Annotated in this window: 8 protein-coding genes and 1 tRNA gene; all 9 read left to right on the top strand. The window is 54.6% G+C overall.

The window, feature by feature from the left end; all coding sequences use genetic code 11:
- The first annotated feature begins 16 nt into the window (after positions 1-16).
- The 9 genes from HMPREF9371_RS06530 to rpoC all read left to right on the top strand — a co-directional run bounded on the left by HMPREF9371_RS06530 (position 17) and on the right by rpoC (position 12,320).
- Positions 17-92 (top strand) — tRNA-Trp (locus HMPREF9371_RS06530).
- A 79-nt stretch (positions 93-171) separates the two neighbouring features.
- Positions 172-612 carry a preprotein translocase subunit SecE gene (gene secE, locus HMPREF9371_RS06525; RefSeq protein ID WP_009119209.1) on the top strand — a complete coding sequence of 147 codons (441 nt, stop codon included), beginning with the start codon at positions 172-174 and terminating at the stop codon, positions 610-612.
- A 15-nt stretch (positions 613-627) separates the two neighbouring features.
- Positions 628-1,170 (top strand): transcription termination/antitermination protein NusG, encoded by a 543-nt coding sequence (nusG, locus tag HMPREF9371_RS06520; RefSeq protein ID WP_009119208.1) that lies wholly within the window; start codon positions 628-630, stop codon positions 1,168-1,170.
- Positions 1,171-1,310: 140 nt separating this feature from the next.
- Positions 1,311-1,742 (top strand): 50S ribosomal protein L11, encoded by a 432-nt coding sequence (gene rplK / locus HMPREF9371_RS06515; protein ID WP_009119207.1) that lies wholly within the window; start codon positions 1,311-1,313, stop codon positions 1,740-1,742.
- Positions 1,742-2,437, top strand: coding sequence for a 50S ribosomal protein L1 (rplA, locus tag HMPREF9371_RS06510; protein ID WP_009119206.1), 696 nt, complete (start codon positions 1,742-1,744; stop codon positions 2,435-2,437). The genes rplK and rplA overlap by 1 nt, the downstream gene beginning before the upstream one ends.
- A gap of 237 nt (positions 2,438-2,674) precedes the next feature.
- The gene (rplJ, locus tag HMPREF9371_RS06505; protein WP_009119205.1) at positions 2,675-3,175 is read left to right on the top strand and encodes a 50S ribosomal protein L10; all 501 of its coding nucleotides are present in this window, start codon (positions 2,675-2,677) and stop codon (positions 3,173-3,175) included.
- 63 nt (positions 3,176-3,238) lie between these two features.
- The gene (rplL, locus tag HMPREF9371_RS06500) at positions 3,239-3,613 is read left to right on the top strand and encodes a 50S ribosomal protein L7/L12 (protein ID WP_009119204.1); all 375 of its coding nucleotides are present in this window, start codon (positions 3,239-3,241) and stop codon (positions 3,611-3,613) included.
- Positions 3,614-3,847: 234 nt separating this feature from the next.
- On the top strand, positions 3,848-8,029 hold the full coding sequence (rpoB, locus tag HMPREF9371_RS06495; RefSeq protein ID WP_009119203.1) for a DNA-directed RNA polymerase subunit beta: 4,182 nt from the start codon (positions 3,848-3,850) through the stop codon (positions 8,027-8,029).
- Between the two features lie 109 nt (positions 8,030-8,138).
- Positions 8,139-12,320: a DNA-directed RNA polymerase subunit beta' gene (gene rpoC / locus HMPREF9371_RS06490; RefSeq protein ID WP_009119202.1), complete on the top strand. Its 4,182-nt coding sequence runs from the start codon at positions 8,139-8,141 to the stop codon at positions 12,318-12,320.
- Positions 12,321-12,451 lie beyond the last annotated feature (131 nt).

Raw genomic sequence — 12,451 nt, 5'->3', positions numbered from 1 at the left:
GCTTAATGAAGGTTTTAGGCCAGTAGCTCAATTGGTAGAGTATCGGTCTCCAAAACCGAGGGTTGGGGGTTCGAGACCCTCCTGGCCTGCCAAAATCGGACTAACCGGCCCCGTGCCGGTTAGTCTTTTCTTTTACAGAGAAAATTTCTGAATGTATTTAAGGTAATCACAATGAGTGGTCACAAGCAGAAGACGAAAGAAGTGACGGCGTCACCTAAAATGTCCAAACAAGAGTTGCGCCAAAAGGAGCAAGCCGAGCAGCAGCGGAGCAAAAGAAGCGATATGGCTAAGCTGGCTTTGGCCGCCATTTTGCTGCTTGCAGGTGTTTGGGGATATTATGCCCAGCCGCAATGGTCGGTTTATTTGCGGGCGCTGTTTCCTTTGGTGGGCGTCATTTTGGCCGTGGCCATTGTTTTCTTTTGGTGTGACTTAGGGCGGAATCTGGTTCGTTATGTCAAAGGCTCTATTACCGAGGTGAAAAAGGTAGTGTGGCCGACCAAGAATGAAACATGGCGCAATACCTTGTTTGTTTTGGTGTTTACCGCCTTGATGACATTTTTCTTGTGGGTGGTCGATAGCATTCTGGCTTGGCTGTTCTTGTTAAATGCATAATAAAGAGGTGGAAAAATGTCGAAACGTTGGTATGTAGTACAAGCCTATTCCGGTTTTGAAAAAAACGTCCAAAAAACTTTGAAAGAGCGAATCGCTCGAGAAGGGATGGAGGGCTATTTTGGTCAGATCCTTGTTCCAGTTGAGGAAGTGGTGGATATCAAAAACGGACGCAAGACGGTAAGCGAACGTAAGTTTTTTCCCGGCTATGTTTTGGTTGAAATGGAAATGACCGATGATTCTTGGCATTTGGTAAAAAGCACCCCTCGCGTTAACGGCTTTATCGGCGGTACCGCCAATCGGCCCTTGCCTATTTCCCAGCGTGAAGTGGAAGCCATTATGGCCCAAGTCGGCGGTGGGGCTGCTGGCGAGAAAAAGCCCAAGCCACGTGTTGAGTTTGAAGTTGGTCAGCAGGTTCGGGTGAATGAAGGTCCTTTTGCCGATTTTAACGGCTTAGTGGATGCGGTGGATTATGAGCGCAACAAGTTGCGCGTGTCGGTGCAAATTTTCGGCCGCGAAACCCCGGTGGAGCTGGAATTTGCCCAAGTAGAAAAGTTGTGATGTAAAAAGCACACAGATTTGCCAGGTATAATTGTGTGCTTTAATTGATTAATTTCAGATTCAAGCTTATAATGCGCGGCTTGACTTTTTGGGGAGCAGATATTCTTCTGCGCAATACCCGTTTTTAGGAGTGTAATACAGTGGCAAAGAAAATTGTCGGCTACATCAAACTGCAGATTCCTGCAGGTAAAGCCAATCCTTCTCCGCCCGTCGGTCCGGCTTTGGGTCAACGGGGCTTGAATATCATGGAGTTCTGCAAAGCATTTAATGCGGCAACCCAATCTATGGAGCCGGGTCTGCCGATTCCAGTGGTGATTACTGCATTTGCAGATAAATCTTTCACTTTTGTGATGAAAACGCCGCCGGCAACCATTCTGCTGAAAAAAGCAGCTGGTTTGCAAAAGGGCAGCTCCAATCCGCTGACCAATAAGGTAGGTACCGTAACCCGTGCGCAATTGGAAGAAATTGCCAAAACCAAAGAGCCCGATTTGACTGCGGCTGACTTGGATGCGGCGGTACGTACGATTGCAGGTTCTGCCCGCTCAATGGGCTTGGATGTGGAGGGTGTGTAATGGCTAAAGTATCCAAACGTTTGAAAGCATTGCGCGCCTCTGTTGAAGCCAACAAGCTGTATCCTGTTGACGAAGCGATTGCTTTGGTTAAGCAGGCTGCAACCGCCAAATTCGACGAGTCGATTGATGTGTCTTTCAACTTGGGCGTGGATCCCCGGAAATCCGACCAGGTAATCCGCGGTTCGGTTGTGTTGCCTAAGGGCACCGGTAAAACCACCCGCGTGGCCGTCTTTACCCAAGGCGCCAATGCTGAAGCAGCCAAAGCTGCCGGTGCCGACATTGTCGGTTTCGAAGATTTGGCGGAAGAAGTGAAGAAAGGCAATCTGGATTTCGATGTGGTGATTGCTTCTCCCGATGCCATGCGCATTGTGGGTCAGTTGGGCACCATTTTGGGTCCGCGCGGCCTGATGCCTAACCCCAAAGTGGGTACCGTGACACCGAATGTGGCTGAAGCGGTAAAAAATGCCAAAGCCGGCCAAGTGCAGTACCGTACCGATAAAGCCGGTATCGTACACGCCACCATTGGTCGTGCCTCGTTTGCCGAAGCCGATCTGAAAGAAAACTTTGCGGCCCTGCTGGATGCCATCATCAAGGCAAAACCGGCGGCAGCCAAAGGCCAGTATCTGAAAAAAGTGGCTCTGTCCAGCACCATGGGCTTGGGCGTGCGTGTAGATGCGGCTAGTGTAAACAGTTAATCAAATTTTCAGGTAGCCTGTTATCGGCAGGCTACCTGAAACATGGGCTACTTAAATCCAATTAAGTAGATGTCCAAGACCGTAGGGATCTTTAGATTTAATTGTATTGTTTGCACCCTACGCAGACGGTAGTCCTGAAGTATGCGCAAGTGCTTTGCTTGCAAAATGTCTTTTCAGGTTGCCGCGCTGGTGAAGCGTCTTATAGGTGCTTCGTTGATAAACAGTGGGAGGTAGACCTTGAGTCTCAATATTGAAACCAAGAAAGCAGCCGTAGAAGAGATTGTTGCCGGTATCAGCAACGCTCAAACTATGGTGGTTGCTGAATATCGCGGTATCAGTGTTGCCAGCATGACCGAACTGCGTGCCAACGCGCGTAAAGAAGGCGTATATCTGCGCGTTCTGAAAAACACATTGGCCCGTCGTGCGGTTGAAGGAACTTCTTTTGCCGGTTTGGCCGATCAAATGGTTGGTCCGCTGGTTTACGCTGCATCGGAAGATGCCGTAGCCGCCGCAAAAGTGCTGCACCAATTCGCGAAAAAAGACGACAAAATCATCATCAAAGCCGGTTCTTACAATGGCGATGTGCTGGATGCTGCCCAAGTGGCTGATTTGGCTTCCATCCCCAGCCGCGAAGAGCTGCTGTCCAAACTGCTGTTCGTTATGCAGGCTCCGGTTTCCGGTTTGGCCCGCGGTTTGGCTGCCTTGGCAGAGAAAAAAGCCGGCGAAGAAGCCGCTTAACATCCGATTTTGTTTCATTCAGAAAAAATTTATCTTTTTATCAATATTTAGGAGTTTGATAGCATGGCTATTACTAAAGAAGACATTTTGGAAGCCGTTGGCAACCTGACCGTTATGGAACTGAACGACTTGGTGAAAGCGTTCGAAGAGAAATTCGGCGTATCTGCTGCTGCCGTTGCTGTGGCTGCTGGTCCTGCTGCTGGCGGTGCCGCTGCTGCCGAAGCCAAAACCGAATTTGACGTGATCTTGGCTTCTGCCGGTGACCAAAAAGTAGGCGTGATCAAAGTGGTTCGCGCGATTACCGGCCTGGGCTTGAAAGAAGCCAAAGACATGGTTGACGGCGCACCCAAAACTGTTAAAGAAGGCGTGTCTCAAGCCGAAGCCGACGACATCAAAAAACAATTGGAAGAAGCCGGCGCGAAAGTGGAAATCAAATAATTCCCGCGCAGCAAAAAGGCTGGCAGTTTTACTGCCAGCCTTATTTCGCTTGGCATTACCGAAAAGTGAAAAGTTTGCAAAAATTTACAAATTAAATTCGATTTGTGTGTAAATTTTTGAAAATTATTCAGACCGAAGTCAGCGCGTCCCACCAGCCAATGATGTCTGTGTGGGCAAATGCTTTCGGTTACCGATGGATTTTGAACTCAGTCTTTTATCATCTGGAGCGAGCCAATGAGTTACTCTTTTACCGAGAAAAAGCGCATCCGCAAAAGCTTTGCCAAGCGTGACAGCGTGCTGGAAGTTCCTTATCTGCTGACCACGCAGTTGGAGTCATACAGCAAATTCCTGCAGCAAAGCCGTCCGTTTGACCAGCGTGCGGATGAGGGTTTGCAGGCGGCATTCAATTCGATTTTCCCGATTGTCAGCCACAACGGCTATGCACGTTTGGAGTTTGTGCATTATGTTTTGGGCGAGCCCCTGTTTGACATTGCCGAATGCCAACTGCGCGGCATCACTTATGCGGCCCCTCTGCGCGCCCGCATCCGTTTGGTGATTTTAGATAAAGAATCATCCAAGCCCAATGTGGTGAAAGAAGTGCGTGAGAATGAAGTCTATATGGGCGAGATCCCCTTGATGACGCCTTACGGCTCTTTTGTGATTAACGGCACCGAGCGCGTGATCGTGTCTCAGCTGCACCGTTCCCCGGGCGTGTTTTTCGAGCACGACCGCGGCAAAACCCATTCTTCCGGCAAACTGTTGTTTTCTGCGCGCATCATTCCCTATCGCGGCTCTTGGTTGGATTTCGAATTCGATCCTAAGGATTTGCTCTATTTCCGCATCGACCGCCGCCGCAAAATGCCGGTAACCATTCTGCTCAAAGCGCTGGGCTACAGTCATGAGCAGATTCTCGATACTTTCTACGATAAAGAAAACTTTTATCTCTCTAAGGACGGTATTGAGACGGATTTGGTGTTGTCTCGTTTGAAAGGTGAAACCGTCAAAGCCGACATCACCGATGCCGAAGGCAAAGTATTGGTGGCTGCCGGCAAGCGCGTGACTGCCAAGGCCATTCGCGACATTGAAAAAGCCGGTCTGAAACGCTTGGCGGTTGAGCCGGATAGTCTGATCGGCAAAGTGCTGGCCAAAGACGTGATTGTGCCGGATACCGGCGAAGTATTGGCCACCGCCAACAGCGAAATCACCGAAGAATTGCTGGCTCAGTTTGATATCCACGGCATCAGCGAAATCCAAACCTTGTATATCAACGAGTTGGGACAAGGCGGCTATATTTCCGCCACCTTGCGTACCGACGAGACGGCAGATCAGGCGGCTGCCCGTATTGCCATTTACCGCATGATGCGCCCTGGCGAGCCGCCGACCGAAGATGCAGTGGAGCTGCTGTTCAACCGTCTGTTCTTCAATGAGGACAGCTACGATTTGTCGCGTGTCGGCCGCATGAAATTCAATACCCGCACCTACGGTCAGAAATTGAGCGATGTGCAGCAGGAGTCTTGGTACGGCCGACTGCTGAACGAAACCTTTGCCGGTGCGGCCGAAAAAGGCGGCTTCGTTCTGAGCGTGGAAGACATCGTGGCTTCCATCGCCACTTTGGTGGAGTTGCGCAACGGGCATGGCGAAGTGGACGACATCGACCACCTGGGCAACCGCCGTGTGCGTTCGGTGGGTGAATTGACCGAAAACCAATTCCGTTCCGGCTTGGCGCGCGTAGAACGTGCGGTCAAAGAGCGTTTGAATCAGGCTGAATCAGAAAACCTGATGCCGACCGATCTGATCAATGCCAAACCGGTGTCTGCGGCGATTAAAGAGTTTTTCGGCTCCAGCCAGCTTTCCCAGTTTATGGATCAAACCAACCCCTTGTCGGAAGTGACACACAAACGCCGCGTTTCCGCTTTGGGTCCGGGCGGTTTGACCCGTGAGCGTGCCGGCTTCGAGGTGCGCGACGTACACCCGACCCACTACGGCCGCGTGTGTCCGATTGAAACCCCAGAGGGCCCGAACATCGGCTTGATCAACTCCTTGTCGGTGTATGCCCGTACCAACGATTACGGCTTTTTGGAAACCCCGTACCGCCGCGTGGTGGACGGCAAGGTCACCGACCAAATCGATTATCTGTCGGCGATTGAAGAAGGCCGTTACGTGATCGCTCAGGCCAACGCCGAATTGGACGACAAAGGCTACCTGAAAGGCGATTTGATCACCTGTCGTGAAAAAGGTGAAACCATTGTGGCCACGGCCGACCGCGTACAGTATATGGACGTGGCCACCGGTCAGGTGGTGTCGGTGGCGGCTTCTCTGATTCCCTTCCTGGAGCATGACGACGCCAACCGTGCTTTGATGGGCGCCAATATGCAGCGTCAGGCCGTACCGTGCCTGCGTGCAGAAAAACCCTTGGTGGGCACCGGCATCGAACGTGCGGTGGCGATTGACTCGGCCACCGCGATCGCGGCCCGTCGCGGCGGTGTGGTGGAGTATGTGGACGCCAACCGCGTGGTGGTGCGCGTACACGACGAAGAGGCGGTGGCCGGCGAAGTGGGTGTGGATATTTACAATCTGGTGAAATTCACCCGCTCCAACCAGTCCACCAACATCAATCAGCGTCCGGCCGTGAAAGTGGGCGATGTGCTGCAACGCGGCGACTTGATTGCCGACGGCGCTTCCACCGATTTGGGCGAATTGGCTTTGGGTCAGAACATGACCATCGCCTTCATGCCGTGGAACGGCTACAACTACGAAGACTCGATTCTGATTTCGGAAAAAGTGGCGGCCGACGACCGCTACACCTCCATCCACATCGAAGAGCTGAACGTGGTGGCCCGCGATACCAAGCTGGGTGCCGAAGACATTACCCGCGACATTCCCAACCTCTCCGAGCGCATGCAAAACCGCTTGGACGAGAGCGGCATCGTGTATATCGGTGCCGAAGTGGAAGCCGGCGACGTGTTGGTGGGCAAGGTGACCCCCAAGGGCGAAACCCAGTTGACGCCGGAAGAAAAACTGCTGCGCGCCATCTTCGGCGAAAAAGCCTCGGACGTGAAAGACACCTCGCTGCGTATGCCCACCGGCATGAGCGGTACGGTGATCGACGTGCAAGTCTTTACCCGCGAAGGCATCCAGCGCGACAAACGCGCCCAATCGATTATCGATGCCGAGCTGAAGCGCTACCGCCAAGACTTGAGCGACCAATTGCGTATTTTCGATGCCGATGCGTTTGACCGTATCGAGCGCCTGATCGTGGGCCAAAAAGCCAACGGGGGCCCGATGAAGCTGGCCAAAGGCAAAGAGATCACGGCCGAATATCTGGCTTCTCTGCCGAGCAAGCACGACTGGTTCGACATCCGTCTGGCCGACGAAGAGCTGGCCAAACAACTGGAACTGACCAAGCTCAGCCTGCAGCAGAAACGCGAAGAGGCCGATGCCCAGTATGAAGTGAAGAAGAAAAAAATGACCCAGGGCGACGAGCTGCCGCCGGGCGTCCAAAAAATGGTGAAGGTGTTCATCGCCATCAAACGCCGCCTGCAGGCGGGCGACAAAATGGCCGGCCGCCACGGTAACAAAGGTGTGGTATCGCGCATCCTGCCGGTGGAGGACATGCCGTATATGGCAGACGGCCGCACCGTTGACATCGTGCTCAACCCCTTGGGCGTACCGTCGCGGATGAACATCGGTCAGATTCTGGAAGTGCATTTGGGTTGGGCCGCCAAAGGCATCGGCCAACGCATCGACAAAATGCTGGCCGAGCAGCGCAAAGTGAAGGAAATCCGTACCTTCTTAGACAAGCTGTATAACAGCGGCGGCAAAAAAGAAAACCTGAAATCGCTGAGTGATGGGGAAGTGTTGGAGTTGGCGGCCAATCTGCGCAACGGCGCCACCTTCGCCTCGCCCGTGTTCGACGGTGCCAAAGAGGAAGAAATCCGCGCCATGCTGGATTTGGCCTACCCGAGCGACGACCCCGAAGTGCAAAAACTGGGCTTTAACGACACCAAAACCCAAATCACCTTGTACGACGGCCGCTCCGGCGAACCGTTCGACCGCAAAGTGACGGTGGGCGTGATGCACTATCTGAAGCTGCACCACTTGGTGGACGAGAAGATGCACGCCCGTTCAACCGGTCCGTACTCTCTGGTGACCCAGCAGCCCTTGGGCGGTAAAGCCCAATTCGGCGGCCAGCGCTTCGGTGAGATGGAGGTGTGGGCACTGGAGGCTTACGGCGCCGCCTATACCCTGCAGGAAATGCTGACCGTGAAATCGGACGATGTGACCGGCCGCACCAAAATGTACGAAAACATTGTCAAGGGCGAACACAAAATCGAAGCCGGCATGCCGGAGAGCTTCAACGTATTGGTGAAAGAAATCCGTTCGTTGGGCTTGGATATCGACATGGAGCGCTATTGATCACGCCCCGCCGCTTTCAGGTAGCCTGAGAGGCTACCTGAAAGCCCCATGCCGATTATCCGCCCTGCCTAGGGCAACAGAATATGACTCTTCCTCATAAGGAGCAAAAATGAAAGCCTTGTTAGATTTGTTCAACCCCCTGCAAACGGCCGGTGTGGACGAAGAATTCGATGCCATCCGCATCGGCATCGCTTCGCCCGACACCATCCGCGCATGGTCTTACGGCGAAGTGAAAAAACCGGAAACCATCAACTACCGCACTTTCAAGCCCGAGCGCGACGGCCTGTTTTGCGCCAAAATTTTCGGCCCGGTGAAAGATTACGAATGCTTGTGCGGCAAATACAAGCGTTTGAAATTCAAAGGCGTAACCTGTGAAAAATGCGGCGTGGAAGTGACCTTGTCCAAAGTGCGCCGCGAACGCATGGGCCACATCGAATTGGCCGCGCCGGTGGCCCACATCTGGTTCTTGAAATCCCTGCCTTCCCGTTTGGGCATGGTGTTGGACATGACGCTGCGCGACATCGAGCGCGTGCTGTATTTCGAAGCCTTTGTGGTCACCGACCCCGGCATGACCCCGCTGCAACGCCGCCAGCTGCTGACCGAAGAAGATTATTACAACAAGCTGGAAGAATACGGCGAAGATTTCGACGCCAAAATGGGTGCCGAGGGCATTCGTGAATTGTTACGCAGCTTGGACATTGTCGCCGAAGTGGACATTCTGCGTCAGGAGTTGGAGAGCACCGGATCGGAAACCAAGATTAAGAAACTGGCCAAGCGCTTGAAAGTATTGGAAGCCTTTCTGCGCTCCGGCATGAAGCTGGAGTGGATGATCATGGATGTGCTGCCGGTGCTGCCGCCCGATCTGCGCCCGCTGGTGCCTCTGGACGGCGGCCGCTTCGCCACTTCCGATTTGAACGACCTTTACCGCCGCGTGATCAACCGCAACAACCGCCTGAAACGCCTGCTGGAACTGAATGCGCCCGACATCATTGTGCGCAACGAAAAGCGTATGCTGCAGGAAGCGGTGGATTCCCTGTTGGATAACGGCCGCCGCGGTAAAGCGATGACCGGCGCCAACAAACGTCCGCTGAAATCGCTGGCCGACATGATCAAAGGTAAAGGCGGCCGTTTCCGTCAAAACCTGTTGGGTAAACGGGTGGACTACTCCGGCCGTTCCGTGATCACCGTGGGCCCCTACCTGCGCCTGCATCAATGCGGTCTGCCGAAGAAAATGGCCTTGGAGCTGTTCAAGCCCTTTATCTTCCACAAACTGGAAATCCAAGGCTTGGCCGCCACCGTGAAAGCTGCTAAGAAACTGGTGGAACAGGAAGTGCCGGAGGTGTGGGACATCCTGGAAGAGGTGATCCGCGAACACCCGATTCTGCTCAACCGTGCCCCGACCCTGCACCGCTTGGGTATTCAGGCTTTCGAGCCGATTCTGATCGAGGGCAAAGCCATCCAGCTGCATCCCTTGGTGTGTGCCGCGTTCAACGCCGACTTCGACGGCGACCAAATGGCGGTACACGTGCCCTTGAGCCTGGAGGCGCAAATGGAAGCCCGCACCTTGATGCTGGCCTCCAACAACGTGTTGTCGCCCGCCAACGGCGAGCCGATTATCGTGCCTTCGCAAGACATCGTATTGGGTCTCTACTACATGACCCGCGACAAAATCAATGCCTTGGGCGAAGGCAGTCTGTTTGCCGATGTGCAGGAAGTGCACCGTGCCTACCACACCAAACAGGTGGAGTTGGGCACCAAGATTACCGTGCGTCTGCGCGAATGGGTGAGAAACGAGCAAGACGAGTTCGAACCGGTGACCACACGCTACGAGACCACCGTCGGCCGTGCCCTGCTCAGCGAAATCCTGCCCAAAGGCCTGCCGTTTGAGTACATCAACAAGGCGCTGAAGAAAAAGGAAATATCCAAGCTCATCAATGCTTCGTTCCGCCTGTGCGGCCTGCGCGACACGGTGATTTTTGCCGACCACCTGATGTACACCGGCTTCGGTTTTGCGGCCAAAGGCGGCATCTCCATCTGCGTGGACGATATGGAAGTGCCGAAAGAGAAAGCCGCCCTGCTGGCCGAAGCGCAAAGCGAAGTGAAAGAAATCGAAGACCAATACCGCCAAGGTTTGGTGACCAACGGCGAGCGCTACAACAAAGTGGTCGATATTTGGGGCCGCGCCGGCGACCGCATTGCCAAAGCCATGATGGACAACCTTTCCAAGCAGAAGGTGCTCGACAGCGAAGGCAAGGAAGTGGAGCAGGAGTCGTTCAATTCCATCTATATGATGGCCGACTCGGGCGCCCGTGGTTCTGCCGCCCAGATCAAACAGCTTTCCGGTATGCGCGGCTTGATGGCCAAGCCGGACGGCTCGATTATCGAAACGCCGATCACTTCGAACTTCCGCGAAGGCCTGACCGTATTGCAATACTTTATCGCCACCCACGGTGCGCGTAAGGGTTTGGCGGATACCGCTTTGAAAACCGCTAACTCAGGCTACCTGACCCGCCGCTTGGTGGACGTGACCCAAGACTTGGTGGTGGTGGAAGACGACTGCGGCACCACCGACGGCTTCGTGATGAAAGCCGTGGTGCAAGGCGGCGATGTGATCGAGCCGCTGCGCGACCGCATTTTGGGCCGCGTGACCGCAGCCGATGTGGTGGATCCCGCCAACGGCGCCACTCTGGTGGAAGCCGGCACCCTGCTCAACGAGCAGATGGTGGACTTGATCGACCAATCAGGCGTCGATGAAGTGAAAGTACGCACCCCGATTACCTGTAAAACCCGCTACGGCCTGTGCGCACACTGTTACGGCCGTGACTTGGCGCGCGGCAAACTGGTGAACACCGGCGAAGCGGTGGGCGTGATCGCCGCTCAGTCAATTGGTGAGCCGGGTACCCAGCTGACCATGCGTACCTTCCACATCGGCGGTGCCGCTTCGCGTGCTGCCGCCGCCAGCCAAGTGGAAGCCAAATCGAACGGTACCGCCCGCTTCAACAGCCAGATGCGCTATGTGATGAACAACAAAGGCGAACTGATTGTGATCGGCCGCTCCTCCGAAGTGGTGATTCACGACGACATCGGCCGCGAGCGCGAGCGTCATAAAGTGCCTTACGGCGCCACCCTGCTGGTGCAGGACGGCTCGGGCGTGAAAGCCGGCCAAACCCTGGCTACCTGGGATCCGCATACCCGCCCGATGATTACCGAACACGCCGGCCGCGTAAAGTTTGAAAACGTGGAAGAAGGCGTTACCGTTACCAAACAAACCGACGAAATCACCGGTTTGTCCACCTTGGTGGTGATCGACGGCAAACGCCGTAGCGCCGGCACCAGCAAATTGCTGCGCCCGACAGTGAAGCTTTTGGACGAAAACGGCGAAGAAGTGAAAATGCCGGGCACCGAAACCGCCATCTCCATGGCCTTCCCGGTGGGCGCCATCATCACCGTGCGTGAAGAACAAGAAGTGGGCAAGGGCGACGTGTTGGCGCGTATTCCGCAAGCCTCTTCCAAAACCCGCGACATTACCGGCGGTCTGCCGCGCGTGGCCGAGCTGTTCGAAGCCCGCGTACCCAAAGACGCCGGCATGTTGGCCGAGGTGACCGGTACCGTGTCTTTCGGTAAGGAAACCAAAGGCAAACAGCGCCTGATCATCACCGATTTGGACGGCGTGGCCCACGAAACCCTGATTTCGAAAGAGAAACAGATTCTGGTGCACGATGGCCAAGTGGTGAACCGCGGCGAAACCATTGTTGACGGTTCCGTGGATCCGCACGACATTCTGCGCCTGCAGGGCATCGAAGCGCTGGCCCGCTACATTGTGCAAGAGGTGCAGGAGGTTTACCGCCTGCAAGGTGTGAAGATTTCCGATAAGCACATCGAAGTGATCATCCGCCAAATGCTGCGCCGGGTGAACATTGCCGATGCCGGCGAAACCGGTTTCATCACCGGCGAGCAGGTGGAGCGCGGCGATGTGATGCAGGCCAACGAGCGTGCGGTGGCCGACGGCAAAGAGCCCGCCCGTTTCGATAACATCCTGCTCGGCATCACCAAGGCCTCTTTGTCTACCGACAGCTTTATTTCGGCCGCCTCCTTCCAAGAGACCACCCGCGTGCTCACCGAAGCCGCGATCATGGGCAAACAGGACGATTTGCGCGGCTTGAAGGAAAACGTGATTGTCGGCCGCCTGATTCCGGCCGGTACCGGTTTGACCTACCACCGCAGCCGCCGCCGCGCATGGCAGGCACATCACGAAGCCGAAGTGAACGAACAAGTGGACGAAGCCGAATAAGGCCGATCTGCTGTGAAAAAACCGCCGCTTCCCGATTGGGCGCGGCGGTTTTTCAGTATCGGTCTGACCACAGCATTTTTTCTTGAAGAGGCCTTAGGAAGCAAAAATCATACTCCGAAACCGATTGCTAA

Origin of the sequence: Neisseria shayeganii 871, assembly GCF_000226875.1 — a bacterium.
In the GTDB taxonomy this organism is placed as follows: Bacteria; Pseudomonadota; Gammaproteobacteria; order Burkholderiales; family Neisseriaceae; genus Eikenella; species Eikenella shayeganii.
This window is presented reverse-complemented; position numbering and strand designations above follow the sequence as displayed.